General features: G+C 68.9%; 25 protein-coding genes and 1 pseudogene. 8 read left to right on the forward strand and 18 right to left on the reverse strand.

What is annotated here, in order from left to right:
* Window positions 1-23 precede the first annotated feature (23 nt).
* Window positions 24-356, reverse strand: a complete 333-nt coding sequence (locus QF035_RS18030) for an ATP/GTP-binding protein (protein WP_307521379.1) — start codon at window positions 354-356, stop codon at window positions 24-26.
* 218 nt (window positions 357-574) lie between these two features.
* Here QF035_RS18030 and QF035_RS18035 point away from each other — a divergent pair, with 218 nt between their 5' ends.
* The gene (locus QF035_RS18035; protein WP_307521381.1) at window positions 575-1,603 is read left to right on the forward strand and encodes an LLM class flavin-dependent oxidoreductase; all 1,029 of its coding nucleotides are present in this window, start codon (window positions 575-577) and stop codon (window positions 1,601-1,603) included.
* A gap of 383 nt (window positions 1,604-1,986) precedes the next feature.
* Here the strand turns inward: QF035_RS18035 and QF035_RS18040 are convergent, their stop codons facing one another.
* Window positions 1,987-2,379 carry an SCO5389 family protein gene (locus tag QF035_RS18040; protein ID WP_055617795.1) on the reverse strand — a complete coding sequence of 131 codons (393 nt, stop codon included), beginning with the start codon at window positions 2,377-2,379 and terminating at the stop codon, window positions 1,987-1,989.
* Window positions 2,380-2,664: 285 nt separating this feature from the next.
* Here QF035_RS18040 and nucS point away from each other — a divergent pair, with 285 nt between their 5' ends.
* Window positions 2,665-3,336, forward strand: a complete 672-nt coding sequence (gene nucS, locus QF035_RS18045; RefSeq protein ID WP_307521384.1) for an endonuclease NucS — start codon at window positions 2,665-2,667, stop codon at window positions 3,334-3,336.
* A 106-nt stretch (window positions 3,337-3,442) separates the two neighbouring features.
* Here nucS and QF035_RS18050 read toward each other — a convergent pair whose 3' ends face one another.
* The 4 genes from QF035_RS18050 to QF035_RS18065 all read right to left on the reverse strand — a co-directional run bounded on the left by QF035_RS18050 (window position 3,443) and on the right by QF035_RS18065 (window position 8,400).
* Window positions 3,443-5,932, reverse strand: a complete 2,490-nt coding sequence (locus QF035_RS18050) for an ATP-binding protein (protein WP_307521386.1) — start codon at window positions 5,930-5,932, stop codon at window positions 3,443-3,445.
* 322 nt (window positions 5,933-6,254) lie between these two features.
* The gene (locus QF035_RS18055) at window positions 6,255-6,578 is read right to left on the reverse strand and encodes an STAS domain-containing protein (RefSeq protein WP_030672301.1); all 324 of its coding nucleotides are present in this window, start codon (window positions 6,576-6,578) and stop codon (window positions 6,255-6,257) included.
* 165 nt (window positions 6,579-6,743) lie between these two features.
* Entirely contained in the window at window positions 6,744-7,592 is an 849-nt protein-coding gene (locus tag QF035_RS18060) for a 3-hydroxyacyl-CoA dehydrogenase family protein (protein ID WP_307521388.1), read from the reverse strand.
* A gap of 166 nt (window positions 7,593-7,758) precedes the next feature.
* Window positions 7,759-8,400 (reverse strand): TetR/AcrR family transcriptional regulator, encoded by a 642-nt coding sequence (locus QF035_RS18065; protein WP_307521390.1) that lies wholly within the window; start codon window positions 8,398-8,400, stop codon window positions 7,759-7,761.
* Between the two features lie 90 nt (window positions 8,401-8,490).
* Here QF035_RS18065 and QF035_RS18070 point away from each other — a divergent pair, with 90 nt between their 5' ends.
* From QF035_RS18070 to QF035_RS18080, 3 genes are read left to right on the forward strand one after another with little or no spacing between them, the layout of a single operon-like run.
* Window positions 8,491-9,273, forward strand: a complete 783-nt coding sequence (locus QF035_RS18070) for an ABC transporter ATP-binding protein (RefSeq protein WP_307521392.1) — start codon at window positions 8,491-8,493, stop codon at window positions 9,271-9,273.
* 20 nt (window positions 9,274-9,293) lie between these two features.
* Window positions 9,294-10,043: an ABC transporter permease gene (locus QF035_RS18075; protein WP_307531205.1), complete on the forward strand. Its 750-nt coding sequence runs from the start codon at window positions 9,294-9,296 to the stop codon at window positions 10,041-10,043.
* 13 nt (window positions 10,044-10,056) lie between these two features.
* Complete coding sequence (locus QF035_RS18080; RefSeq protein ID WP_307521394.1) at window positions 10,057-10,629, forward strand: cob(I)yrinic acid a,c-diamide adenosyltransferase; 573 nt, start codon at window positions 10,057-10,059, stop codon at window positions 10,627-10,629.
* Window positions 10,630-10,794: 165 nt separating this feature from the next.
* Here the strand turns inward: QF035_RS18080 and QF035_RS18085 are convergent, their stop codons facing one another.
* The gene (locus QF035_RS18085) at window positions 10,795-11,379 is read right to left on the reverse strand and encodes a hypothetical protein (RefSeq protein ID WP_307521396.1); all 585 of its coding nucleotides are present in this window, start codon (window positions 11,377-11,379) and stop codon (window positions 10,795-10,797) included.
* Between the two features lie 152 nt (window positions 11,380-11,531).
* Here QF035_RS18085 and QF035_RS18090 point away from each other — a divergent pair, with 152 nt between their 5' ends.
* The 3 genes from QF035_RS18090 to QF035_RS18100 all read left to right on the forward strand — a co-directional run bounded on the left by QF035_RS18090 (window position 11,532) and on the right by QF035_RS18100 (window position 15,354).
* Complete coding sequence (locus tag QF035_RS18090) at window positions 11,532-12,731, forward strand: sensor histidine kinase (protein WP_307521397.1); 1,200 nt, start codon at window positions 11,532-11,534, stop codon at window positions 12,729-12,731.
* Complete coding sequence (locus tag QF035_RS18095; protein ID WP_307521398.1) at window positions 12,728-13,369, forward strand: response regulator; 642 nt, start codon at window positions 12,728-12,730, stop codon at window positions 13,367-13,369. Before QF035_RS18090 ends, QF035_RS18095 begins: the two co-directional genes overlap by 4 nt.
* Before the next feature lie 152 nt (window positions 13,370-13,521).
* Window positions 13,522-15,354 (forward strand): glycoside hydrolase family 18 chitinase, encoded by a 1,833-nt coding sequence (locus tag QF035_RS18100; protein WP_307521399.1) that lies wholly within the window; start codon window positions 13,522-13,524, stop codon window positions 15,352-15,354.
* Between the two features lie 100 nt (window positions 15,355-15,454).
* Here the strand turns inward: QF035_RS18100 and QF035_RS18105 are convergent, their stop codons facing one another.
* The 11 genes and pseudogenes from QF035_RS18105 to QF035_RS18155 form a co-directional block, all read right to left on the reverse strand.
* On the reverse strand, window positions 15,455-15,901 hold the full coding sequence (locus QF035_RS18105) for a DUF2550 domain-containing protein (protein ID WP_307521400.1): 447 nt from the start codon (window positions 15,899-15,901) through the stop codon (window positions 15,455-15,457).
* 129 nt (window positions 15,902-16,030) lie between these two features.
* Window positions 16,031-16,405 (reverse strand): F0F1 ATP synthase subunit epsilon, encoded by a 375-nt coding sequence (locus QF035_RS18110; protein ID WP_190232148.1) that lies wholly within the window; start codon window positions 16,403-16,405, stop codon window positions 16,031-16,033.
* A gap of 210 nt (window positions 16,406-16,615) precedes the next feature.
* Window positions 16,616-18,053: pseudogene (atpD, locus tag QF035_RS18115) on the reverse strand (F0F1 ATP synthase subunit beta).
* Complete coding sequence (locus tag QF035_RS18120) at window positions 18,054-18,971, reverse strand: F0F1 ATP synthase subunit gamma (protein ID WP_307521401.1); 918 nt, start codon at window positions 18,969-18,971, stop codon at window positions 18,054-18,056.
* A gap of 20 nt (window positions 18,972-18,991) precedes the next feature.
* Window positions 18,992-20,584, reverse strand: a complete 1,593-nt coding sequence (gene atpA / locus QF035_RS18125; RefSeq protein WP_269648740.1) for a F0F1 ATP synthase subunit alpha — start codon at window positions 20,582-20,584, stop codon at window positions 18,992-18,994.
* Between the two features lie 139 nt (window positions 20,585-20,723).
* Window positions 20,724-21,539: a F0F1 ATP synthase subunit delta gene (locus tag QF035_RS18130; protein ID WP_307521402.1), complete on the reverse strand. Its 816-nt coding sequence runs from the start codon at window positions 21,537-21,539 to the stop codon at window positions 20,724-20,726.
* Window positions 21,536-22,090 carry a F0F1 ATP synthase subunit B gene (locus QF035_RS18135; protein ID WP_307521403.1) on the reverse strand — a complete coding sequence of 185 codons (555 nt, stop codon included), beginning with the start codon at window positions 22,088-22,090 and terminating at the stop codon, window positions 21,536-21,538. Before QF035_RS18135 ends, QF035_RS18130 begins: the two co-directional genes overlap by 4 nt.
* Window positions 22,091-22,132: 42 nt before the next feature.
* Window positions 22,133-22,369, reverse strand: coding sequence for a F0F1 ATP synthase subunit C (locus QF035_RS18140; RefSeq protein ID WP_307521404.1), 237 nt, complete (start codon window positions 22,367-22,369; stop codon window positions 22,133-22,135).
* A gap of 74 nt (window positions 22,370-22,443) precedes the next feature.
* Entirely contained in the window at window positions 22,444-23,265 is an 822-nt protein-coding gene (gene atpB / locus QF035_RS18145; RefSeq protein WP_307521405.1) for a F0F1 ATP synthase subunit A, read from the reverse strand.
* 225 nt (window positions 23,266-23,490) lie between these two features.
* On the reverse strand, window positions 23,491-23,928 hold the full coding sequence (locus QF035_RS18150; RefSeq protein WP_055614414.1) for a hypothetical protein: 438 nt from the start codon (window positions 23,926-23,928) through the stop codon (window positions 23,491-23,493).
* 296 nt (window positions 23,929-24,224) lie between these two features.
* Window positions 24,225-25,637 (reverse strand): MraY family glycosyltransferase, encoded by a 1,413-nt coding sequence (locus tag QF035_RS18155; RefSeq protein ID WP_307521406.1) that lies wholly within the window; start codon window positions 25,635-25,637, stop codon window positions 24,225-24,227.
* Between the last annotated feature and the right edge of the window lie 21 nt (window positions 25,638-25,658).

Here is a 25,658-nt window from a genome sequence, read left to right on the forward strand (position 1 = left end):
CCTACGCAAAATCGTTCGAAGGTCTAGAACCTCGGGGCGTTCCGGGACCGCTGCACCCGTGTGGTGCGGCGGTCCTTCGCGTTCCAGCAGGCCCTGTGCCAGTGCCGCCGCTCGTCCACACCGGAGTGCTCGGGCCAGGCCACCACGTGCGGGATGCCGGAGGGAATCTGCTGGTCGCAGCCAGGGCAGCGATACGTCTTGCCCTGGGCACTCGCGCCCGCCACGTGCCGCACGCTCCACGCCTCGCCCTGCCAGCTCTCCGTCGACTGCCAGCCCCCGTAACGGTCGGACGGATCCCCGTCCGGGCTCCGGCCGGAGTCACCGGCACCCTTGGGACGGTTGCGACGCGGGGACACAGGACACCTCACGGAGCTATACAGGGAGCACGGGCTGTGTCCAGCCTACGCGGAGCACCCAGGGGTACGCGTACGTCACCAACCCCCACAGATCCCCCGCACGGCCGGCTCATTCTGCAGACAATCCGCCAATCTCCCCGCCAAGCCGTGTCCTTGGCACGTGTCAGACGGTTATGCGAGGTGGGGGAGCCGCGTCGGCACAAGGAGGCAGGAGTGCGATGCGCGTAGGAAGTTTTGTACTGGCGGCCCAGTTCCCGGGCCAGGGCCAGGGGGAGGCACTGCACCGCGCGGTGCGGTCCGCCGAGGTCGCCGAGGAGGCGGGGCTCGACGCCGTATGGCTGGCCGAGCACCACTTCGTGCCGTACGGGACGTGCCCGTCGGCCATCACGCTCGCGGCGTTACTGCTCGGCCGCACCCGTCGGATCCGGGTCGGCACGGCGGTCAGCGTGCTGCCCACCGTGCACCCCGTGGCGCTCGGCGAGCAGGCCGCGCTGCTGCACGTGACGTCCGGCGGGCGCTTCTCGCTCGGGCTGGGGCGCGGCGGACCGTGGGTGGACCTGGAGGTCTTCGGGACGGGCCTCGACGCGTACGAGAAGGGGTTCCCGGAATCACTCGATCTGCTGGTGCGGTGGCTGCGTGAGCCGTCCGTCGCGGGCGGTTCGGAGCGCTTCGCCTTCCGTGAAGTCCCCGTCGTGCCAAGGCCGTCGGAGGCCCTGACGGGCGGTGAGAGCCCCGAGGTCGTCGTCGCCTGCACCTCACCGGCGAGCGTCCGGCTGGCCGCCGAGCGCGGGCTGCCGATGCTCCTCGGGATGCATGTCGGGGACGAGGAGAAGGCGGAGATGGTCGCGCTGTGGCGTACGTGCGCGCGCGACGCGGGGTACTCACCCGAGGCGATCGCGGACGCGGCCCATGTCTCGGCCGGCATCGCCCAGGTCGCGGACCGGCGCACGGACGCGGTCGAGATGCTCCTGAAGGCCATGCCGGGCTGGCTGAAGCAGGGTCTCGACGCCCATGTGACCGTGGACGGCCGGGCCCGCCCGATGCGGGATCCGGTGGCCTACACCGAACTGCTCTGCGGTCTGCACCCGGTGGGCACGCCCCGCCTGTGCGCCGACCGCCTCGCGGCGACGTCCGAGCGCACGGGGATCACGCGCTTCGCGCTTCTCACGGAGGGCTCGGGCGACCTGGCGGCGACCGAGGACAACGTACGGCGGCTGGGGGACGAGGTGCTGCCGCGGCTGCGGTGAGCTCGGCCCCGCCGGGGCCGAGCCGAAGGAAACCGCGTCCCGGCCGAGCCGGGATGCGACCGGGCCGAGCCTGGGGGCGTCCGAGCCGAACCGGGGTGCGTCCGGACGGAACCGGGGTGCGTCCGGACGGAACCGGAGTGGGTCCGGGCCGAACCGAAGCAGGCCCCGGCCGAACCGGAGTGGGTCCGGGCCGAGCCCGACTCCGTCCGGGCCGAACTGGCGTACGCCTACCGGTGATGGGGCCGCGTCCGGTCGCAACGGGCCCTATCCGACCGGAACAGATCCCTGTCCGGGCCCAACCGGTGTGCGCCGCGGGGAGCTTGCCGCCCCAGTACAAAAGCACCTCCCGCGTACGGAGCGGCAAGCCGTGCAGCATCACCGCCTCAGCAGTCCCGGAACTCCGGCGACTGGTTCAGCAGCTGGCTGCGCACCGAGGTGAAGCGGGTCAAGGTGTCGTCCACCGAGCCGTCCAGCGGGAACACCGCCACGCGGTGGCAGTTCTGGAAGGCCAGGCGCACCCCGAAGTGCCGCTGCAGCGCACCGCGTATCGCGTCACTCGCGAGCGCACGCAGCAGCTGGCCGCGCGCCTGCTCGTCCGGCGGAGGCGTCTGGTTGTCGGCGAAGTTGCCGCCGTCCACCTTCAGCTGAGCCACCAGGGAGCTGATCATCTCCCATGCGTAGGGCAGGGAAATCCGGACGCAGTCGACGAATTCCGCTTCGTCGACCTCGCCTCGCTCGGCCTTTTCGAGTAGGGCCGGTGAGACGTCCAGCGACATGGGTTCTCCTCTCGCACCCCCTCGGCAGAGGGGGTTGACGGACAGGGAAGGAGACCGCGACGCCGAACACGCTGAGTACACGCGTCGCGACCTCCCGCTTATACGGTAAGCAACGGACCGTGACCGCACCAGGAGAACGCGTACACAGAGGGCCCCCAGTGGGCACACAATCAGCCAAAAACGAACAGTTGCCACTGGCATGTTCCGTCGGACAGTGAACATTCGTGTGGGCTGTGAGCAGAGCGAATCGCGTGCACCCACGGGTGTCGAGTAGCGTTGCGGACCATGCGTCTCGTCATTGCCCGCTGCTCCGTTGACTACGCGGGCCGGCTCACCGCCCATCTCCCGTCGGCCCCCCGCCTGATCCTTGTGAAGGCCGACGGCAGTGTCTCGATCCATGCGGACGACAGGGCCTACAAGCCCCTCAACTGGATGTCGCCGCCCTGCACGCTGAAGGAGGGTTCGGGGGACGACGAGGGTGTCTGGACCGTCATCAACAAGGCGGGCGAGAAGCTCATCATCACGATGGAGGAGGTCCTCCACGACTCCTCGCACGAACTCGGCGTGGACCCCGGCCTGATCAAGGACGGCGTGGAGGCGCACCTCCAGGAGCTCCTCGCCGACCGCATCGACACCCTCGGCGAGGGCTACTCGCTGATCCGCCGCGAGTACATGACGGCCATCGGCCCGGTCGACATCCTGTGCCGTGACGGCGCCGGCCAGACCGTCGCCGTGGAGATCAAGCGGCGTGGCGAGATCGACGGCGTGGAGCAACTGACGCGCTATCTGGAGCTGTTGAACCGCGACCCGCACCTCGCGCCGGTCCGCGGCATCTTCGCGGCCCAGGAGATCAAGCCCCAGGCCCGCGTCCTCGCCACCGACCGGGGCATCGGCTGCGCGGTCCTCGACTACAACGCGCTGCGCGGCATCGAGGACGACAAGCTGCGGCTGTTCTGACGGCCACGAGGTTCTTCCGTACGGCATGACAGTGGGCCGGGTCCTGTGAGAGGACCCGGCCCACTGTCATGCCGTGGTGGCTTACGCGGGTGTCGTACCCCGGGTGTCAGATCGTCGGCGAGTCGCTGTCCGCCGGGCTGCTCGCGGCGCTGCTGCTCTCGGCCGGGCTGGAGGCCGGGCCGCTGGCCGAGTCGGAGGTCTCCGGCGTGGTCGGCGGAGTCTCGCTCGGCTCACCGGTCGGATCGGGGTCGGTCGGTGTCGGAGTCGGCGTGGGTGTCGGCGTCGGGCTGGTCGGCGGCTTCGGCGAAGTCGGCGGCTTGGTCGAGGACGGCGGCTTCGTCGTGGGCTTGTTCGTGCTCGGGTCCTTGGTCCCGGTCGGATCGTCCGAGGGCTCCGTGCTCGAAGAGGGCGCCGGGTCGTCCGAGGTCCCGATGATCCCGTCGTCGCCCGGATCGGTGGGACGGCTCGTCGAGTCCGCGTCGCCGCTGCCCTTCTGCGGCCGGTCCGCGCCGAGTCCGTCGCCCTCGTCACCGGCGCTGGCCGACGGGTTGGGGCCGACCCGCTCCGACGGGACGTTGTCGTCGGGGTTGGACGTCGCGCCGAGCGTCACCACCGTGCCGAGCACGGCGGCCAGGAGCGCGCCCGCACCCGCGGCCGCGAGGTTGCGCCGGGTGCCGTTGACCAGGCCCTTGACGCGGCCCGGCTTCGCCGCGGAGGCGGAACCGCTGCGGCTGATGACCGTCGCGGGCTCGCCCGGCGGCTGGAGCGACGGGACGGGCGTGAACCCGGCCGGTACGCCACCGGGCGGCGACGCCGACTCCTCGTACCGCGCGTCGGGCACCTCCTCGCCCGCCGTCGCACTGATCCCGGCCGGCGGTGTGGTGCCGGTGCGGTCCGCGACCAGCGCCAGTGCGCGGCGGCCGGCGACGGTGCCGCGCTTCTCGGCGAGGGCGCCGCGCAGCCCGATGGACGCCTCCAGTTCGGCGCGGGCCCGGTCGAACTGCCCGGCGCAGACCGCGAGGATGCCCAGCTCGTGGTGGAAATAGGCTTGATCCGAGACCTCGCCGGACAGCCGGGCCGCCTCGGCGCCCGAGCGCAGCGCACGCTCCCAGGCACTCCAGTGCAGCCCCGCGGCGAACGCGGGCGCGGCCGTGCGCCCCAGCCGTACCGCGGTGGCGCTCTCCTCGTCCTCGGCCGGCGGCGCCGTGAGGGGCGCCAGAGCGGTCAGCGCGGCGAGCACGGCGTCCACCTCGGCGACGACCCGCTCCGGGGTGACCGACGGATGTCCCGCCCACCAGGCGTAGTGCTCGGCGGCGGCGCGCGCCTTCTCCTCGGCGTCGGACGCGTACCCGACGGCCTCCAGCTGGGTCTGTACGCCGGCCGCGAGCCGGTAGTGCGAGCCGACCGGGGTGACGAGCGCGCAGCCGACGAGCTCGGCGAGCGCGGCGTCCGCGTGCGTGTCCCCCACCAGGGCGGGCAGATGCGCCTGGTGCGGCACCTCGCCGCCCAGCGCGACGGCGAAGCGCAGCGTGGCGCGCGCCGACTCGCTGAGCCGGGTCGCGAGCAGCGCGGCCGGGGCGGCGCCCTCGGCGAGCGACGGCAGCGGTACGTCGTGGCCGTCCTCGGCGTCGAAGGGCGCGTCCACGGGCGCGTCCTCGTAGTAGCCGAACTCGTCGAAGGCGTTCGGGTCGGCGCGGAGCTGGTCGCGCTGCCGCAGCAGCGCACCGGCCTGTACGAAGCGCAGCGGCAGCCCCTCGGACTCGAACCAGAGGTCGCCCGCCCAGTTCGCCTCGTCCTCGGTCAGGACGCGGCCCACGGCGCGCTCCAGCAGTTCGAGACCTCCGCCGCGGCCGAGGCCGCCGAGGAAGACCTCTTCGAGGAGCGAGTCGGTCGACGGCGCGGGAACGTCCGGTGTCGCGGAGATCAGGAAGGCGCACTCGGGGGTCGCGTCGAGCAGTTCGTCGAGCGCGGTACCGCCGAACTCCACGTCGTCCAGGACGACGACCGCGCCGATCTCGTGGACGAATGCGAGCAGTTCCTCCCGCTCCGGCCGGTGCAGCGGAGCGTTGAAGACGGCCGCGAAGAGGTCGTGCAGGAGATCGTCCGGGGTACGGCGGTGGCCGCTGAGGCGCACCACACCGTCCGGAGCGAGGTCCGCGCAGTCGTCGGCGACGGCGTCCAGAAGCACGGTGCGGCCCGAACCCGAGGGCCCGGTGAGCCGCACGGAGCGCCCGCGCGCGAGCAGGCGCACAAGCCGCTCACGCTCCTCCTGCCGCTCCAGGAGCGGCAGTCTGGGCAGCGAGGCCCCGGGTGGTACGGGAGGTCGTGTCGAGCGGGCCAGCTCGGCCCGGTCGGCTGCGCTGTACTTCGTGGGCCGCGGCGGTCGCTCGCCCGGCGGGCAGAGCTCGATCTCGCTGCCGTCGACGGGATTGACGGTGAGCAGATGGTCGCCCGACACGAGTTGGACGGTGCGGGCCAGTGCTGGCGTGTGCTGACCGAAGTCGGACGTCAGAGGATCGCGCGGCGGGCGCTGTCGTGGCGCCGAGCCGTCGTCGTCGTGGCCGTACTCTTCGGGTCCCCGGTTCATCGGGTCCATAGGTCCAAGCCCCCCAAAAGCGTGGTGTGCCGAGCCCCTCCCGGCCTTGCTGCACACTGCGCTGTCGCTTCTGGTCCGGTGCCCGCTCACGGGTTCGTCAAGACGCGGGCAGCCGAACCCTAAACCTTCGCACAGTATCTACGAACACACGGGGTACCGCGCCGTCCGAGACGTCACAGCTTCGTGAGGATTGTTCGCGACATACGTTTCGTACGATCGCTTCCTACCCGATCTTCGCCGTTTGCGACAGTGACGCCGAGTCACATCCAGGAGCGGCGCCGGGTCGCGTCAAGCGGGGGTCAGGTCCGGAAGGTGCGCGGGGTCACACCCGGGGCAGCGACTCGACGCCGATGCCGCCCTCGATCGCCAGGATCCGGTGGAGCCGGGTGGCTACCAGCAGTCGCTGCATCTGCGGCGGGACGCCGCGCAGCACAAGCCTCCGGCCGCACCGCCCCGCCCGCCGGTGGGCCCCCATGATGACACCGAGCCCGGTGGCGTCCCAGGAGTCCAGCTCTGACAGGTCGAGCACCAGGTCGCCGACGCCGTCGTCGACTGCCGAGTGCAGGACCGTACGGGCGTCCGCCGCGCTGCGGACGTCGAGGCGGCCCCCGACGACCAGCTCGGCGTGGTCGCCCCTGATGTACATATGCGCTCCCCGAGAGTGCGTTTCGTACGCTGCGTCTTCGTCGTGTCCTGTGTTGCCAGGACTGACTGCCGTACCGGGCCAGAAGTTGCCCTCTGTAAGCGAACCGATACTGAATTCACTCCGAGGAGTGACCGGTCGAAGATCGCCACAGAGTCAGTACGTGTGTCAGTACGTGTAGAAGCCTTGCCCGCTCTTACGGCCGATGTCACCGGCGTCAACCATCCGGCGCATCAGCTCCGGCGGGGCGAACTTCTCGTCCTGGGACTCGGTGTAGATGTTGCTGGTCGCGTGCAGAAGGATGTCGACGCCCGTGAGGTCGGCGGTGGCGAGAGGACCCATCGCGTGACCGAAGCCCAGCTTGCAGGCGAGGTCGATGTCCTCGGCGGTCGCCACCCCCGACTCGTACAGCTTGGCCGCCTCGACGACGAGCGCCGAGATGAGCCGGGTGGTCACGAAGCCGGCCACGTCGCGGTTGACGACGATGCAGGTCTTGCCGACCGACTCGGCGAACTCCCGCGCGGTGGCGAGTGTTTCGTCGCTCGTCTTGTAGCCGCGGACCAGTTCGCAGAGCTGCATCATCGGGACCGGCGAGAAGAAGTGGACGCCTACGACCCGCTCCGGGCGCTCGGTGGCCGCCGCGATCTTGGTGATCGGGATGGCGGAGGTGTTGGAGGCGAGTACGGTCTCGTCCTTCACCAGCTTGTCGAGCGTACGGAAGATCTCGTGCTTGACTTCCAGCTTCTCGAAGACGGCCTCGACGACGATGTCGGCGTCGGCGACCGCGTCCAGATCGGTGGTCGTGGTGATGCGGCCCAACGCCTGCTCGGCCGCGCCGGCGTCCAGCCTGCCCTTGCTCACGAACTTGTCGTACGAGGCCTTGATGCCGTCGGTGCCACGGGTCAACGCCTCGTCGGTGACATCGCGCAGGACGACGTCCCAGCCGGCCTGTGCGGAGACCTGGGCGATACCTGAACCCATGAGTCCGGCCCCGATGACGGCGAGCTTCCGTGCCACTGTCCGACTCCCCTGCTGCGTTTTCCCGGCGTTGACCATCGCGAGACAACCCCGAGTAACACGCTGTTGAGTTGCCTCTTCGGCGGACCCTAGCGCTCGTGAGGCGCTGTGTGACCGGTAAGTAACGCGCGTCACGTCTCATAGGACGGACATCACACCGAGCGGCTCATTCCGCCGCCCGTACGGCGTAGTTGAGGACCTTCTCGCTCAAAAGGTCCTCCATGCCGTCGAGGAGGGCCAGCACTTCCCGGGACACCTCGGCCGGATCGCGGCACGCCATCATCTCGCGGCTGATGTTGCTCATGACCGTCTGGTGGAGCCAGCCGATCTGCCCGGCCATCAGACCCGGTGTCGGATCGTCCGGATCGGCGCCCGTCTCCTCGCGCAGCGCCGCCTCCAGGTCGTCGTGGACCTCCTGCTGGAGGCTCCACAGGCGGGACCGGAGGGCGGGCGCGTCATGGATGACCCGCATGAAGCGGTCGTACCCCTCCATCAGTCCGACCCGGGGCGAGACCGCCTCGACCTCCTCGCGCAGCTCGCGCAGGACGGCGACGGCGGCCGACTCGCCGACGCGGCGGCCGCGCACCCAGCGCGAGAGCCGGTCGACGACACCCCGGCTGCAGTCGAAGAAGAGGTCCTCCTTGGCCGGGAAGTAGTTGTAGACGGTGTTCACGGAGACGTCGGCCGCGTCCGCGACCTCGGCCATGGTCACCGTCACGAAGCCGTGCTCCAGGAACAGTCCCGTGGCGATGTCCGAGATGCGCTGCCTGGTCTCGCGCTTCTTCCGCTCCCTGAGCCCCTCTGCCATGGCTTCATCGTAGGCCGGACCGATGATTTCTGGTCTCTCTGAAATTTTGGTGGCATTGCAAACTTTAAGTCACTCTGTTTTTCTTGGCACATGCCCATCATCAGCACGGCCGGCCTCGCCCGGACCTTCCAGACCAAAAGCGGCCCCGTCGAGGCGGTCCGCGGCATCGACCTCACCGTCGGGGCGGGCGAGATCCTCGGCTTCCTCGGCCCGAACGGAGCGGGCAAGACGACCACGCTCCGGATGCTCACGACCCTGCTGGCCCCGACCGGCGGCGCCGCCACCGTCGCGGGCCACGACCTGGCCACCGATCCGGAGGGCGTCCGCCTCGCGAGCGGATACGTGGCGCAGTCGGGCGGGGTCGACCCCCAGATCTCCGTACGCGAGGAACTGGTCACGCAGGGACGGCTCTACCGCCTGACCAAGGATCAGGCGGTGCAGCGCGCCGAGGAGTTGGCGCGCGACCTGGACCTGACCGGCCTCCTCGACCGGAAGACGTCGGCGCTCTCCGGCGGTCAGCGCCGCCGTCTCGACATCGCGCTCGGCCTCACCCACCGCCCGAAGGTGCTGTTCCTCGACGAGCCGACCACGGGCCTCGACCCGGCGAGCAGGGCGGACCTCTGGGACCTGGTCCGACGCCTGCGCGACGACCACGGCACGACCGTCTTCCTGACCACGCACTACCTCGACGAGGCGGACGCGCTCGCCGACCGGCTGGTGATCGTCGACCAGGGCGTCGTGGTGGCGGAGGGCACGCCGAGCGCGCTCAAGCTCCAGCACGGAGGGTCGATCGACGCGACGCTCCAGGACACCTTCCTCGCCATCACCGGCCGCGCCCCCACGCCGACCGACGCCACCCCCGTAGCCGTCTGACCCTCCAGGAAGTGACCGACATGCTTCTCCAGGACACCGCGCTGATCTTCGGGCGCTACATGCGCCAGACCCTGCGCTCCAGGTTCGCGATGCTCTTCGGCGTACTGATGCCGCTGCTGTACCTGCTCTTCTTCGGCCCGCTGCTCACCGATCTGCCGCTGGGCGGCGGCGGGAGTTCCTGGCAGGTCCTGGTCCCCGGACTGCTGCTCCAACTCGGCCTGTTCGGGGCCGTGTTCGCCGGTTTCATGATCATCGTCGAGAAGAGCCACGGGGTCGTGGAGCGGATGCGCGTCACCCCGGTCAGCCGGCTCGCGCTCCTGCTCGGCCGGGTGCTGCGCGACACGGCGGTCTTCGTCTTCCAGGCGGTCCTGCTGGTCCTGGCCGCCGTGGTGATGGGTCTGCGCGCACCGCTGGCAGGCATCCTGATCGGCTTCGCGTTCGTCGCGCTGCTGACCGTCTCGCTGGCCTCGCTGTCGTACGCGCTGGCCATGAGGATCAGTACGCCCGCGGCGTTCGGCCCGACGATCAACGCCCTGACCATGCCGTCCATGCTCCTGTCCGGCCTCATGCTCCCCATGTCGCTGGCACCCGGCTGGCTGGACGCCCTCTCGCACGTCATGCCCTTCCGCTATCTGGTGGACGCGATGCGGGACGCGTACGTCGGCTCGTACGCGACCGCCTCCATGGCGTACGGCGTCCTGGTGGCCGTCGGCCTCGCGGGACTCGCCGTGACGGTGGGCACACGAGTGTTCCGGAAGGCCGGGGCGTAACTACGCTGGCCGCATGGTCAATCTGACGCGCATCTACACCAGGACCGGCGACCGGGGCACGACGAACCTGGGCGACATGAGCCGGGTCGCCAAGACCGACCCGCGGATCTCGGCGTACGCCGACGCCAACGAGGCGAACGCGGCCATCGGCACGGCGATCGCCCTCGGCGCCCTCGGCGAGGAGATCGTCAAGGTCCTCACCCGCGTCCAGAACGACCTGTTCGACGTGGGCGCGGACCTCTCCACGCCGGTCGCCGAGAACCCCGAGTTCCCTCCCCTGCGGGTCGAGCAGTTCTACATCGACAAGCTGGAGGCGGACTGCGACCACTTCAACGAACAGCTGGAGAAGCTCCGCTCCTTCATCCTCCCCGGCGGCACCCCGGGCGCGGCCCTCCTCCACCAGGCGTGCACGGTGGTCCGCCGTGCCGAGCGCTCGACATGGGCGGCCCTGGAGGTGCACGAGGAGGTGATGAACCCCCTGACGGCGACCTACCTCAACCGCCTCTCCGACCTCCTCTTCATCCTGGCAAGGACGGCGAACAAGGAGACGGGCGACGTCCTCTGGGTCCCGGGCGGCGAACGCTGAGAACGGATTCGGGGTCGCCGGGGACGCTTCAGGGGGCGCGGGGAACTGCGCAGTCTTTTGGCTTTTGGCTTTTGGCTTTTAGGGGCGCGGGGAACTGCGCGACCAGCCACGGCGCACCCGCAGCTACAAACGCACCATCCCTCACCCCTCACCCCCGGCGGAGCCTCACTTCTTGGTGAGGCTCCGCTCCTCCGAAGCCCCCTCCCCAGCGGAGCGCTCCGGGGCCTTCTTGGGCCAGATCAGGTAAGTCAACGCGATCACCCCATGAATCCCAACGGCCCGCCAAACCACATACCGCCAGCTCTCCAACGACCCCGTACTCCCGGAATCCCCGACGTACCAGATGGCGACCTGCAACAACCCGGTCGCGACGGCCGCGGCCACCACGGACCCCATCCACACCTTGCCCTCGTGCCGCGCACGAGCCATCCCGTACCGCGGCGGCCCGACGGGCCGGGCCGCACCCCCGAACCGATGGGCCGCATGCCCGTCGAGCCACTTCACCGTCCGGTGGCCATGCCCCACGGTGTAGCCGATGTACAGCGCGGCCAGCCCGTGCTTCCAGCTCGGCTCCGCCCCGTCCTTGAGGTCCATCGCGGTGACGACCAGCAGCACGACCTCCAGCAGCGGCTCGCACAACAGCAGGGCCAGCCCCGTACGGGGCATCTTGAACAGATAGCGGAAGGCGAGGCCCGCGGCCAGCAGCACCCAGAAGCCGACCTCGCACAGGACGATCAGCGTGACGATCACGACTCGCTCCTCTCGGTCACCCTTCCAGGCTCCCGGCGCCCCGAGCCCCGATCGTCGTCACCAGTGACGAAACGGCACTGCATCCTTCGATGTAGCCGAGGACCGTCCCCGGGGATCAGGCGTCGGCCGGGCACTCCGTGTTGGATGGAGCCATGGCCGTACGACTCCCCCGCCCCCACCGAGACGACGTGCGCATCGCGGCCGCGGGACTGCTCGGCGGGCTCTTCCTGTACGCGGTCGGGCTGGGCACCCGGCCGGCCGACGAGCCGATCGTCCTGTGGTCCGACAGCCGGGCACTGCTGATCCCGCTCGTCGTGATGACGGGCTGCGAGCTGCTGCGCCGGACCATGCCGCGCACGGCCCTGCTCCTCGGCACGGTCGCGGTGGTCGCGGACCTGTTCACACGAGGCAGCCTGGCCACCGTCGTGATGTTCACCGACCTCGTGTACGCGGCGGTGCTGTACGGGCCACCGGCCTCCGCCCGGCGCATCCCGTGGATCACCGGGCTGCTCACGGTGGCCGGAACGATCGCGCCCGTGGCGATCTGGCGTGAGCCGGAGGTCCTGCTGATCGGCGTGGGCGTCGGCGTCGTGGCGCTGGCACCCGCCGCCACCGGCTGGATCGTCCGCAACCACCGCGACGCCGCCGAAGCCGCAAGGCTCCGCGCCGAACAGACCGCCCTCCTCGCCGAGATGGACCGCACCCAGGCCGTCACCGCCGAACGGGCGCGCATGGCACGCGAGTTGCACGACATGGTCGCCAACCACCTCTCCGCGATCGCCATCCACTCCACGGCCGCGCTCTCGCTCGACGACCCCGACACCTCGAAGCAGGCCCTCGGTGTCATCCGCGAGAACAGCGTCGAAGGGCTCGCCGAGATGCGCCGTCTCATCGGCATCCTGCGCGACAGTAGCGGCGACACGGAGGCGGTGGCCGCGCCCACCCTCGACGGACTCGGCGCGCTGGTGAACCAGGCCCGCGCCAACGGCCTCGACGTCGACCTGGACTGCACACACACGGCGCTCCCCGCCCCGGTCGAGCTGGCCGCCTACCGCATCGTGCAGGAGTGCCTGACCAACGCCCTCAAGCACGCCTCCCCCGGCCGGGTCACCGTCACCCTCGCCCAGCGCGACCACTCCTTCGACGTGCGGGTGACCAGCCCGTACGGCGGTGCCCGGGACGACGGCCCGCGCGCGCCCGGCTCGGGCGCCGGCCTGATAGGGATGCGCGAGCGGGTCGCCCTGCTGCACGGCACGTTCGAGGCCGGACCGGTCGGGGACCCGGCCTCCGCCGACGGCAAGGCCTGGACCGTACGCGCCACCCTCCCGATCACCGAAGGAGAAACCGAATGATCCGTGTGCTCGTCGCCGAGGACCAGTCCGCCGTACGCGCCGGTCTCGTCCTCATCCTGCGCAGCGCCCCCGACATCGAGGTGGTCGGCGAGGCCGCGGACGGCGAGCAGGCGGTGGCCCTGGCCCGGGAACTGCGACCCGACCTCGTCCTGATGGACATTCAGATGCCCCGCCTCGACGGTGTTTCCGCCACCCGCCAGGTCGTCGCCGAGCGCCTCGCCGACGTGCTCGTACTGACCACGTTCGACCTGGACGAGTACGTCTTCGGCGCGCTGCGCGCGGGCGCCGCCGGCTTCCTGCTGAAGAACACCGAGGCACGTCAACTCCTCGACGCGGTACGGACGGTGGCGCGGGGTGAGGGTCTGATCGCGCCCGCGGTGACCCGCCGGCTGATCTCCGAGTTCGCGGCGAAGCCCGTACGCGAACCGTCGGCCGATCCGTCCGTCCTCGACTCGCTGACTCGGCGGGAGCGGGAGGTGCTCTCCTGCCTCGGGGAGGGCCTGCCCAACGCGGAGATCGGCGTACGTCTCGACATGGCGGAGGCGACCGTGAAGACGCACGTCAGCCGCCTGCTGGGAAAGCTCGAACTGCGCAGCCGGGTCCAAGCGGCGGTCCTGGCACAGGAGTTGGGCGTGTAGCGGGCGGGACGTTACGAGTCGCGGCGTACATCGGCCGGCGCTTGTAACAAGTAGCCGCTCGACACCCCCGCAGTGGTCTGGACCTATTGACCTATGGTCCAGACCTTTCTATTGTCCTGCGCACCTCATCAAACTCCCCATAGGAGACGCGGATGCGCCTCAGACACAGACTCGGACAGAGAGCCGTGGCAGGGCTCACCACCCTGTTGTTGCCGTTCGCCGCCCTGGTCGGGCTCGCGAGCCCCGCCTCCGCCGCCACGTCGGCGACCGCCACCTACGCCAAGACCCAGGACTGGGGATCCGGCTTCGAAGGCAAGTGGACCGTCAAGAACACCGGCACCACGGCCATCAGTTCCTGGAACGTCGAGTGGGACTTCCCCTCGGGCACCGCGGTCACCTCCGCCTGGGACGCCGACGTCACGAACTCCGGCACCCACTGGACCGCCAAGAACAAGTCCTGGAACGGCAGCCTCGCCCCCGGCGCCTCCGTCTCCTTCGGCTTCAACGGCTCCGGCACCGGCTCCCCCGCCAACTGCAAGCTGAACGGCGGCAGTTGTGACGGCGGCAGTGTCCCCGGCGACGCCGCCCCCTCGGCTCCCGGCACCCCCACGGCCTCCGCCGTCACCAACACCTCGGTGAAGCTGTCCTGGAGCGCGGCCACCGACGACAAGGGCATCAAGAACTACGACGTCCTGCGCGACGGCGCGAAGGTCGCCACCGTCACGACCACCTCGTACACGAACACCGGTCTGACCGCCGGCACCGACTACTCGTACACCGTCCAGGCCCGTGACACCGCCGACCAGACAGGTCCGGCCAGTGGAGCGGTCGCCGTGCGCACCACCGGCGGCACCACCGAGCCGCCCACCGGCGACAAGGTCAAGCTCGGCTACTTCACCGAGTGGGGCGTCTACGGCCGCAACTACCACGTCAAGAACCTGGTGACCTCCGGCTCCGCGTCGAAGATCACGCACATCAACTACGCGTTCGGCAACGTCAAGGACGGCAAGTGCGTCGTCGACGACACCTACGCCGCCTACGACAAGGCGTACACCGCCGACCAGTCCGTCAGCGGCACCGCCGACACCTGGGACCAGCCGCTGCGCGGCAACTTCAACCAGCTCCGCCAGCTGAAGGCCAAGTACCCGCACATCAAGGTGCTGTACTCCTTCGGCGGCTGGACCTACTCCGGCGGCTTCACGCAGGCCGCCGCCAACCCGGCCGCGTTCGCCGCCTCCTGCAAGGCGGTTGTCGAGGACCCGCGCTGGGCCGACGTCTTCGACGGCATCGACATCGACTGGGAGTACCCGAACGCCTGCGGCCTGACCTGCGACACGTCCGGCTTCAGCTCGTTCAAGACGCTCAGCCAGGCGCTGCGCACCGAGTTCGGCTCCAACTACCTGGTCACCGCGGCCATCACCGCCGACGGCTCCTCCGGCGGCAAGATCGACGCGGCCGACTACGGCGGCGCCTCGGCGTCCCTCGACTGGTACAACGTGATGACGTACGACTACTTCGGCGCCTTCGACGCGGACGGTCCGACCGCCCCGCACTCGCCGCTGACCTCGTACGCGGGCATTCCTGCGGCCGGCTTCAACTCGGCCGACGCGATCGCCAAGCTCAAGAGCAAGGGCGTACCCGCCAAGAAGCTGCTGCTCGGTATCGGCTTCTACGGGCGCGGCTGGACCGGCGTGACCCAGTCCACTCCCGGCGGCTCGGCGACCGGCGCGGCACCCGGCACGTACGAGGCGGGAATCGAGGACTACAAGGTCCTCAAGAACTCCTGCCCGGCCACCGGCACCATCGCCGGCACCGCCTACGCCTACTGCGGCAACAACTGGTGGAGCTACGACACCCCGGCCACCATCGGCTCGAAGATGACCTGGGCCAAGAACCAGGGCCTGGGCGGCGCGTTCTTCTGGGAGTTCAGCGGCGACACCAGCAACGGAGAACTGGTGAGCGCGATCAACGGCGGCCTGAACTAAGGACCGTCAGCACCAACGGATGAGATCAAGCACCATCAAGCGACATTGACGCTCCCCCAGACTTCGTCCGGGGGGACCCCCAACCAGCGAGTGAACGTGGCTACGCCACGTTCACTCGCTGTCCGGGCGGGGCTGCTTCAAGCCACGCGAGGAAACCGGTCAGCGCGTCCTCGCTCATGGCCAGCTCAAGGCGCGTACCGCGATGGACGCAGGCGAGGATGATCTGGTCGGCGAGCAGCGCCAGCTCCTCCTCGCCGTCCGGGGTGCGGCGGCCGGCCACTTCGATCGACGAGCGCTCAAGGACACGGCGCGGGCGGGGAGCGTACGAGAAGATGCGGAACCACTCGATGCGGTCGCCGTTGTAGCGGGCGATGCCGTAGCCCCAGCCTTTGCCGCTGGTGTCGCTCTTCTCCGGGGCGTCCCAGCGGAGACTGCAGTCGAACGTACCTCCGGAGCGCTGGATCAGCCGGCGGCGCAGATGGAACACGAAGAGTGCCACCGCCACCAGCACGACTACCAACCCGCACACAGTCAGAGCGAGGACCATCGACACCGACCTCCTCGTCTCCTAGGTAACGGAAAGGAAAAAAGCACCCGCATCGCCTCAGCCGCGACCCGGTCCGGAGCAAGCTCCGGTCCTGGCCGCGGCTGAGTCACATCTCGTCGCGCGCTGGTTTCAGTGCGTCGACGCCGCTCGCAGACGGACGTCCGCGCGACGCTCGGCGGAGGCGTCGCCCTCCGCCTTCGCGCGCTCGAGCTCCCGCTCCGCACGCTGGACATCGATCTCGTCCGACAGCTCGGCGATCTCGGCCAGCAGCGACAGCTTGTTGTCCGCGAACGAGATGAAACCGCCGTGCACCGCGGCGACGACAGTTCCACCATCACTCGTACGGATGGTCACCGGGCCCGACTCCAGCACACCGAGCAGCGGCTGGTGGCCGGGCATGACGCCGATGTCGCCGGACGCGGTACGCGCGACGACCAGGGTGGCCTCGCCGGACCAGACACTGCGGTCCGCGGCGACGAGCTCGACGTGCAGCTCAGCAGCCAAGGTGGGCTCCTCGGGTCACCACCCGGCTTTTGCCGCCGGGTGTTGGGTCTAAGTCTAGTAGGGCGCCGAGTACGGAAGTGCCGGGCCCCGCCCCGCCTCTCGGCCGGGGGTCCGGGGGTTGGCCCCCGGGAGATGCTGCGTGGGCGTACGAAGAGGGGCGGGACGCACCCGCCCCTCTTCGTGAAGCAGTGCTCGATCAGAAGCGCTGGTTCAGGAGACGCCGAGCTCCTTGGCCTTGGCCTTGAGGTCCTCCAGGCCACCGCACATGAAGAACGCCTGCTCCGGGAAGTGGTCGTACTCGCCGTCGCAGATCGAGTTGAAGGCCGCGATCGACTCCTCCAGCGGAACGTCCGAACCGTCCACGCCGGTGAACTGCTTGGCGGCGTGGGTGTTCTGGGACAGGAAGCGCTCCACGCGACGGGCACGGTGGACGACGAGCTTGTCCTCCTCGCCGAGCTCGTCGATACCGAGGATCGCGATGATGTCCTGGAGGTCCTTGTTCTTCTGCAGGATCGTCTTGACGCGCATGGCGGCGTCGTAGTGGTCCTGCGCGATGTACCGCGGGTCCAGGATGCGGGACGTGGAGTCCAGCGGGTCCACGGCCGGGTAGATGCCCTTCTCGGAGATCGGACGGGAGAGAACCGTCGTCGCGTCGAGGTGGGCGAACGTGGTGGCCGGGGCCGGGTCGGTCAGGTCGTCCGCGGGGACGTAGATCGCCTGCATCGAGGTGATCGAGTGACCACGCGTCGAGGTGATGCGCTCCTGGAGGAGGCCCATCTCGTCGGCCAGGGTCGGCTGGTAACCCACCGCGGAGGGCATACGGCCGAGCAGGGTCGACACCTCGGAACCGGCCTGGGTGAAGCGGAAGATGTTGTCGATGAAGAACAGCACGTCCTGCTTCTGCACATCGCGGAAGTACTCCGCCATGGTCAGACCGGCGAGGGCCACGCGCAGACGGGTGCCCGGGGGCTCGTCCATCTGACCGAAGACAAGGGCGGTCTTGTCGAGAACGCCGCTCTCTTCCATCTCCGCGATGAGGTCGTTGCCCTCACGGGTGCGCTCACCGACGCCCGCGAAGACGGAGACGCCCTCGTGGAGGTTGGCGACACGCATGATCATTTCCTGGATCAGCACGGTCTTGCCGACACCGGCACCACCGAACAGACCGATCTTGCCGCCCTTGACGTACGGGGTGAGAAGGTCGACGACCTTCAGGCCCGTCTCGAACATCTCGGTCTTCGACTCGAGCTGGTCGAACGCGGGGGCCTTGCGGTGGATGGTCCAGCGCTCGCCCTCGTACTGCTCGTCGGTGTTCAGGACCTCACCGAGGGTGTTGAACACCTTGCCCTTGGTGAAGTCACCGACGGGGACGCTGATGCCCGAGCCCGTGTCGGTCACCGCGGCCTGGCGGACCAGACCGTCGGTGGGCTGCATCGAGATGGTGCGGACCAGGCCGTCACCCAGGTGCTGGGCGACCTCCAGGGGTCAGAATCTTCTTCTCGCCGGCGTTGGCCGGGTCGGCCACCTCGACGTGAAGGGCGTTGTAGATCTCCGGCATGGCGTCGACGGGGAATTCCACGTCGACGACCGGGCCGATGACCCGGGCGACGCGGCCCGTGGCAACGGCCGTCTCAACTGTCGTCGTCATTTACCTGTCACTCCCCGCGGTCGCGTCGGCCAGGGCTGCGGTGCCACCGACGATCTCGCTGATTTCCTGGGTGATTTCGGCCTGGCGGGCCGCGTTGGCAAGTCGGGAGAGTGAAGTGATCAGGTCTCCCGCGTTGTCGGTCGCCGACTTCATCGCGCGGCGGGTGGCCGCGTGCTTGGAGGCGGCCGACTGGAGCAGCGCATTGTAGATACGGCTCTCGACGTACCGGGGCAGAAGGGCGTCGAGGACGTCCTCCGCCGACGGCTCGAAGTCGTACAGCGGAAGGATCTCGCCCTTGGACGTGGACTCCTCCGCGACCTCTTCGAGGCTGAGCGGCAGCAGTCGGCTGTCGACCGCCGTCTGCGTCATCATCGAGACGAACTCGGTGTAGACGATGTGGAGTTCGTCCACGCCGCCGTCCGCCGTCTCCTTCTCGATGGCCTCGATCAGCGGAACGGCGACCTTCTTGGCGTCCGCGTACGTGGGCTCGTCGGTGAAGCCCGACCACGACTCCGAGACCTTGCGCTCACGGAAGTTGTAGTGGGCCAGACCGCGGCGGCCGACGATGTACGTGTCGACCTCCTTGCCCTCCGCCTCAAGACGCGCGGTCAGCTGCTCCGCCGCCTTGATGGCGTTGGAGTTGAACGCGCCGGCGAGGCCGCGGTCGCTCGACAGGAGCAGCACGGCGGAACGCGTCGGCGCCTCGGCCTCGGTGGTCAGCGGGTGGTGGGTGTTCGAGCCCGTGCCGACCGCCGTGACCGCCCGGGTGAGCTCGGTCGCGTACGGCGTGGAGGCCGCCACCTTGCGCTGCGCCTTGACGACGCGCGAGGCGGCGATCATCTCCATCGCCTTGGTGATCTTCTTGGTCGCGGTGACGGATTTGATGCGACGCTTGTAGACCCGGAGCTGGGCTCCCATGAGTCAGGTCCCTTCCGTCGTCACTTGCCCGCAGCGGCAGGGGTGTCCTCGCCGAGCAGCTTGCCGTCCGACGTCTCGAACTGCTTCTTGAAGTCCGCGATCGCGTCGGCGATGGCCTGCAGGGTGTCGTCCGACATCTTGCCGCCCTCCTTGATGGAGGTCATGAGGCCCTGCTCCTTGCGGTGCAGGTACTCCAGGAGCTCCTTCTCGAAGCGGCGGACGTCGTTCACCGGCACCTCGTCCATCTTGCCGGTGGTGCCGGCCCAGATGGAGACGACCTGGTCCTCGGTGGCCATCGGCTGGTACTGAGCCTGCTTGAGCAGCTCGACCATCCGCTGACCGCGCTCCAGCTGCGACTTCGACGCGGCGTCCAGGTCGGAACCGAAGGCGGCGAACGCCTCCAGCTCACGGAACTGGGCGAGGTCCACGCGCAGTCGGCCGGACACCTGGCGCATCGCCTTGTGCTGCGCGCTGCCACCGACTCGGGAGACGGAGATACCGACGTTCAGCGCGGGGCGCTGACCGGCGTTGAACAGGTCCGACTCCAGGAAGCACTGGCCGTCGGTGATGGAGATGACGTTGGTCGGGATGAACGCCGAGACGTCGTTGGCCTTCGTCTCGACGATCGGCAGACCGGTCATCGAGCCCGCGCCCATCTCGTCGGAGAGCTTCGCGCAGCGCTCCAGCAGACGGGAGTGCAGGTAGAAGACATCACCGGGGTAGGCCTCGCGCCCTGGCGGACGGCGGAGCAGCAGGGACACGGCGCGGTAGGCGTCGGCCTGCTTCGAGAGGTCGTCGAAGATGATGAGGACGTGCTTGCCCTCGTACATCCACTGCTGGCCGATGGCCGAACCGGTGTACGGCGCAAGGTACTTGAAGCCGGCCGGGTCGGACGCCGGGGCGGCGACGATGGTCGTGTACTCCAGCGCGCCGGCCTCTTCGAGGGCGCCACGCACGGAGGCGATGGTCGAGCCCTTCTGGCCGATGGCGACGTACACGCAGCGGACCTGCTTGTTCGGGTCGCCGGTGCGCCAGTTGTCGCGCTGGTTGATGATCGTGTCGACGGCCAGGGCGGTCTTGCCGGTCTGGCGGTCACCGATGATCAGCTGACGCTGGCCACGGCCGATCGGGGTCATCGCGTCGACGGCCTTGTAGCCGGTCTCCATCGGCTCGTGCACCGACTTACGGGCCATGACGCCCGGGGCCTGCAGCTCGAGGGCGCGGCGGCCGGACGTCTCGATCTCGCCGAGACCGTCGATCGGGGTGCCGAGCGGGTCGACAACGCGGCCGAGGTAGCCCTCGCCGACGGCCACGGACAGGACCTCGCCGGTACGGGTGACCGGCTGCCCCTCCTCGATGCCGCTGAACTCACCGAGGACGATGGCGCCGATCTCGCGCTCTTCCAGGTTGAGCGCGAGGCCGAGGGTGCCGTCCTCGAACTTCAGCAGTTCGTTGGCCATGGCCGAGGGAAGGCCCTCGACCTTCGCGATGCCGTCGCCGGCAAGGGTGACCGTACCGACCTCCTCGCGCGAGGCCGCGTCCGGCTTGTACGACTGGACAAAGTTCTCCAGCGCATCCCGGATCTCCTCCGGCCGGATCGTGAGCTCCGCCATCTGGGTTCCCTGCTCTCCTTGTTGGGCCCGAAGTTTTCTTGGGGGGTCTGGGGTCAGCCCCCAGGAATCCTCTGCACGGCCCAACCAGGGCCGTATTACCGCGTGTAACTGTTTACGTACGTGTATTGAGTTGCTGTCGCTAGCTCGCCATGCGGCGGCCGACGTCCTCCAGCCGGTCCGCGATGGAGCCGTTGATGACCTCGTCGCCGACCTGCACCCGGATCCCGCCGAGGACCTCGGGGTCCACGTCGAGGTTGAGGTGCATCTGGCGGCCGTAGAGCTTCGCGAGGGCGGCACCCAGGCGCTGCTTCTGCGGGTCGCTCAGCGGAACCGCCGAGGTGACGACGGCGACCATGCGGCTACGACGCTCGGCGGCGAGCTTGGACAGGGACTCGAGTCCCGACTCCAGGCTACGTCCCCGGGGCGCGGTCACAAGGCGCGTGACCAGACGCTCGGTCGTCGCCCTGGCCCGGCCGCCGAGCAGGCTGCGCAGCAGCTCGCTCTTGGCCGCGGTCGTGGCGCCGCGGTCGGTCAGTGCGGCACGCAGCCCGGTGTTCGAAGAGACGATCCGGCCGAACCGGAACAGCTCGTCCTCGACCTCGTCAAGCGTGCCCGCCTGCTGCGCCGCCGTGAGGTCGGCGGTGTCGGCCAGCTCCTCGATGGAGTCGACCAGGTCACGCGAGCGCGACCAGCGGGAGCGCACCAGACCGGCCACCAGATCGGCGGTCGTGCCGCCGACCTGGCCGCCGAACAGACGCCCGGCCAGTTCGGCCTTCGCCTCTCCGGCCTGCGCCGGGTCGGTGAGGACCCGACGCAGTGACACCTCGCGGTCGAGCAGCGCGGTGACGGCGGCCAGCTCGTCGGCGAGCAGCGTCGCGTCCACGGACGTGTTGTCCGTCAGCGCGTCGAGACGCTCTCGTGCGGCGGCCAGGGCCTCGCGGCTCGCTCCGTTCATCGCGACGCCTCGGCCTTCGAAGCGGACTCGTCGAGACCGTCGAGGAACCGGTCGATCGTGCGGCTCTGCCGGGCGTGGTCCTCGAGGGACTCACCGACGAGCTTGCCGGCCAGTTCGGTGGCCAGCTGGCCCACGTCCTGACGCAGCGCCGACGACGCGGCCTTGCGGTCGGCCGCGATCTGCGAGTGACCGGCGGCGATGATCTCCTCGCGCTGCCGCTGGCCTTCCGCACGCATCTCGGCGATGAGCGTGGCGCCCTGCTCCTGCGCCTCCTGGCGCAGACGCGCGGCCTCGTGCCGGGCCTCGGCGAGCTGAGCCTTGTACTGCTCCAGCACGCTCTGGGCTTCGGTCTGAGCGGCCTCGGCCTTCTCGATACCGCCCTCGATGGCCTCGCGACGCTGCTCCAGAACCTTGTTGATGTTCGGAAGAAGCTTCTTGGCGAGAAGCCCGAAGACGATGACAAAGGCGATCAGGCCGATGACGAGCTCGGGAATCGGCGGGACGAGAGGGTTCTCCGCCTCCTCGGCCGCCAGAATGAGCAGCTGGCTCATGTCAGTGCCTTTCGTCTAGTCGGCTGGTCGTGGATCGTCAGATCACTTGCCGTAGACGAACGGCATGACCAGACCGATGAGGGCGAGCGCCTCACAGAAGGCGAAGCCGAGGATCTGGTTGGCGCGGATCAGGCCGGCAGCCTCGGGCTGACGGGCGAGGGCCTGGGTGCCGTTGCCGAAGATGATGCCGACGCCGACGCCGGGGCCGATCGCGGCGAGGCCGTAGCCGATGGAGCCGAGCGAACCGGTGACGGCGGCGAGGGTCTCAGTGGCAGCCATGCTGATTCTTCCTTCTCTGTACGGACCGGCGGGGGTTGACCACCGGACGCTTAAGGGGTTTTACAGGGAGTGGCTCAGTGGTGCTCGGCGAGCGCGCCCTGAATGTAGGTGCAGGTCAGAAGCACGAAGACGTAAGCCTGCAGCGCTTGGATGAAGAGCTCGAAGGCGGTCATCACGATGACCATCACGAACGAGACGCCGGCATAGGCGATCCCGACGCCGTTGAGCAGGTACCAGCTCGCGATCGTGAAGAGCAGGAGCAGGGTGTGCCCCGCGAACATGTTCGCGAAGAGTCGCACGGCGTGCGTGAACGGCCGGACCAGCAGGTTCGAGAAGAACTCGATGGTCATGGCCAGCGGCAGCACCGGGCCGAGCGACTTGTCGTAACCCGTGATGTTTTTGAAGGCACCGACGAAACCGTGTCGCTTGAACGTCAGCGAAACCCACAGAACGTAGACGATCAGGGCTAGCACCAGCGGGTACGAGATGATCGACGTCACCGGGAACTGGGCGAGCGGAATGATCGACCAGAGGTTCATCATCCAGACGAAGAAGAACAGCGAGACGATGAGTGGAACGTACTTCTCGCCTTCCTTCTTGCCGATCGTCTCGTAGACGATGCCGCGACGGATGAAGTCGTAGCCCGCCTCGGCCACCATCTGCAGCTTCCCCGGGACGACCTGCGGCTTGCGGAAGGCGGCCCAGAAGAAACCGATGATGATGACGGAGCCGAGCAGCGCCAGCAACATCGTCTTGTTGAAATAGATGCTGCTGTCCGCATCGCCCACCAGGGGCTCGAACATGAACGAGTGCAGGCCGGGAGCCGGGAATCCACAGCCGTCGAAGATGTGGCAGTCGGTCTCGAAGGCGAGCACCTGCGTCGGGTCAGCACTCACCGCGGGCTCCTTCAGCGTGACGCATGGGTACGGCAACCTCGTTGTGTCGGCGCGGCGAGCAGCCGCGGTTCGGCACTGGACTGGTGTTACGGATGTGGGGGCGGCTGGAGGGCATCGAGCCTCGCGCTGGAGCAGGCGTCAGCTCATATGCCCGCGCCCGCGATGCCGCAGTTGGCACCGGACGATAGCAGGATCTCCCACCCGCGCTTATCCCGGCCCTACCCCTCACGACGAGTGCCCCGTCTTTTCGGGCTTGTCGCCCTTCGAGGAGTCGGGTTCGACATAGAGGATCTTGGCCTTCATGTGGGCACGCGCCTGGGCGCCGATCCACGCGAGCGTGGTGGCGACCAGCGTGATCGCGAAAGCCTTGGGGTTGAACAGCGTCGTGTTCTTGAAGGCGGCGACGAAGATGAACAGCAGCAGAATCTGTGCCGTATAGAGCATCAGACCCATCGCCTGGAAAAGGTGCGGAAGCGATTTGGCGGTGCGCTGCAGGACGTACAGCCCGATGCCCATGAAGAGGATCACGACCAGCGTCGCGAAGCCCGCCCCGATCGCTCCCTTGCCACCGGCGACCACACCACTGACGACGGCGGCGATCGCGCCGACGGCAGCTGTGGGCACAGCGGCCTGGAGAAGGATCCGGACGTCATTGGACGGCATGGCGGCAACTCCGCTTGCTCAAGGGGGCAGGTGTCGTCATGGACGAGCGTAGTCCCGGACAGAGAGAGAACCTCACCGCCAATGGACCGTCGCACTGCGACCCTTCGGCTCTGTCCCGGGTTCTCGTGAACCGTATCACAAACTATTTGATGAGGTCTTTACCTGGTTGGTGTGCTCGGCGTCACACATGAGAGTGAAACTGCACGTCTGTGCACTCAGGCGACCAACTTGTCTGGTATTGGGGCGGTTTACGGATGCCGTCGTATCGGTGGTTCTTGCACGATTCTTACCTCGCGTCAGCGCGACGTTCCGGCTTTGCGCCCGTCCAGGAGGCGCGAACGGGGGCCAACAGCCGTCGCCCCGTTGACTCCTGAGACACCGGCGACAACCGGAGTGCGGTGTTCCTCACGCTCACCGTCGCCGTCGTCGTCAGTGCCGTCGCCGACCCCGTCGCCGGCTCCGACGGGTGCCCGGCCGTGCGTCCCGTCACCCGCGGCGTACGCGACTGCCGTCGAAGCCTCCGCCGACAGCTGCGCGGCCCTGCGGCGGCGGTAGCGCGGCGGCACGAAGTGCTCGGCCCAGCGCGGGGCGCGCGGCGTGAAGCGCGGCAGCAGGAGCAGGACCAGGCCCACCGCGCTGAGCGCCATGATGCCGAGCACGATCCACATGGCCCCGGAGTTCACCGAGTAGGCCAGGGCTCCGAAGGCGATGAGCGCCGACCAGAAGTACATGATGAGCACGGCCCGGCTGTGCGAGTGGCCGATCTCGAGGAGACGGTGGTGCAGGTGGCCGCGGTCGGCGGCGAACGGCGACTGACCGCGCCAGGTGCGCCGCACGATGGCGAGCACCAGGTCGGCCGCCGGGACCGCGATGATCGTCAGCGGCAGCAGCAGCGGGATGTAGACCGGCACCGTCTGGTGCACGGCCTCCTTCTCGGACCCGGCGAAGAGGTTCATCGCGTCCGGGTCGACCTGCCCGGTGATGGAGATGGCACCGGCCGCCAGCACCAGGCCGATGAGCATCGAGCCCGAGTCGCCCATGAAGATCCGCGCGGGGTGCATGTTGTGCGGCAGGAAGCCGAGGCACATGCCCATGAGGAGCGCGGAGAAGAGGGTGGCGGGGGCGGCGGACTCAAGGCCGTAGCCGTACCAGATGCGGTAGCCGTACATGAAGAACGCGGCGGACGCGATGCACACCATGCCGGCGGCGAGGCCGTCGAGGCCGTCGGCGAAGTTCACGGCGTTGATGGTGATCACGACGAGCGCGACGGTCAGCAGCGTGCCCTGCCACTGGGTCAGGGAGACCGAGCCGACGCCGGGGATCGGCAGCCACAGGATCGTCAGACCCTGCATGACCATGACGCCCGCGGCGATCATCTGGCCGCCGAGCTTGATGAGGGCGTCGATCTCGAACTTGTCGTCCAGTACGCCGATCAGCCAGATCAGGGCCGCGCCGGAGAGCAGGGCACGCGGCTCGTTGGAGTTCTCGAAGACCTCACTGAGGTTCGTCAGGTGGTCGGCGACCAGCAGGCCGGCGCACAGCCCGAAGAACATCGCGATGCCGCCCAGGCGCGGTGTGGGTTCCCGGTGCACGTCACGTGCCCGGATCTCCGGCATCGCTCCGGCCACGATCGCGAACTTCCGCACCGGCCCGGTCAGCAGGTACGTCACCGCGGCCGTGATGCAGAGCGTCAGGAGGTATTCACGCACAGGCTTCCCCACAGATCTCGC

This window comes from Streptomyces umbrinus, from assembly GCF_030817415.1.
GTDB classification, from domain to species: domain Bacteria; phylum Actinomycetota; class Actinomycetes; order Streptomycetales; family Streptomycetaceae; genus Streptomyces; species Streptomyces umbrinus_A.

Coding starts and splice junctions, on each gene's coding strand:
- QF035_RS18050 (WP_307521386.1), bottom strand. CDS start 5,932: ATGGACCCGATGAACCGGGGACCCGAAGAGTACGGCCACGACGACGAC.
- QF035_RS18075 (WP_307531205.1), top strand. CDS start 9,294: ATGCTTCTCCAGGACACCGCGCTGATCTTCGGGCGCTACATGCGCCAG.
- QF035_RS18040 (WP_055617795.1), bottom strand. CDS start 2,379: ATGTCGCTGGACGTCTCACCGGCCCTACTCGAAAAGGCCGAGCGAGGC.
- QF035_RS18140 (WP_307521404.1), bottom strand. CDS start 22,369: ATGGCTGCCACTGAGACCCTCGCCGCCGTCACCGGTTCGCTCGGCTCC.
- QF035_RS18065 (WP_307521390.1), bottom strand. CDS start 8,400: ATGGCAGAGGGGCTCAGGGAGCGGAAGAAGCGCGAGACCAGGCAGCGC.
- QF035_RS18090 (WP_307521397.1), top strand. CDS start 11,532: ATGGCCGTACGACTCCCCCGCCCCCACCGAGACGACGTGCGCATCGCG.
- QF035_RS18100 (WP_307521399.1), top strand. CDS start 13,522: ATGCGCCTCAGACACAGACTCGGACAGAGAGCCGTGGCAGGGCTCACC.
- QF035_RS18120 (WP_307521401.1), bottom strand. CDS start 18,971: ATGGGAGCCCAGCTCCGGGTCTACAAGCGTCGCATCAAATCCGTCACC.
- nucS (WP_307521384.1), top strand. CDS start 2,665: ATGCGTCTCGTCATTGCCCGCTGCTCCGTTGACTACGCGGGCCGGCTC.
- QF035_RS18105 (WP_307521400.1), bottom strand. CDS start 15,901: ATGGTCCTCGCTCTGACTGTGTGCGGGTTGGTAGTCGTGCTGGTGGCG.
- QF035_RS18095 (WP_307521398.1), top strand. CDS start 12,728: ATGATCCGTGTGCTCGTCGCCGAGGACCAGTCCGCCGTACGCGCCGGT.
- QF035_RS18135 (WP_307521403.1), bottom strand. CDS start 22,090: ATGAGCCAGCTGCTCATTCTGGCGGCCGAGGAGGCGGAGAACCCTCTC.
- atpA (WP_269648740.1), bottom strand. CDS start 20,584: ATGGCGGAGCTCACGATCCGGCCGGAGGAGATCCGGGATGCGCTGGAG.
- QF035_RS18055 (WP_030672301.1), bottom strand. CDS start 6,578: ATGTACATCAGGGGCGACCACGCCGAGCTGGTCGTCGGGGGCCGCCTC.
- QF035_RS18130 (WP_307521402.1), bottom strand. CDS start 21,539: ATGAACGGAGCGAGCCGCGAGGCCCTGGCCGCCGCACGAGAGCGTCTC.
- QF035_RS18150 (WP_055614414.1), bottom strand. CDS start 23,928: ATGCCGTCCAATGACGTCCGGATCCTTCTCCAGGCCGCTGTGCCCACA.
- QF035_RS18070 (WP_307521392.1), top strand. CDS start 8,491: ATGCCCATCATCAGCACGGCCGGCCTCGCCCGGACCTTCCAGACCAAA.
- QF035_RS18035 (WP_307521381.1), top strand. CDS start 575: ATGCGCGTAGGAAGTTTTGTACTGGCGGCCCAGTTCCCGGGCCAGGGC.
- QF035_RS18080 (WP_307521394.1), top strand. CDS start 10,057: ATGGTCAATCTGACGCGCATCTACACCAGGACCGGCGACCGGGGCACG.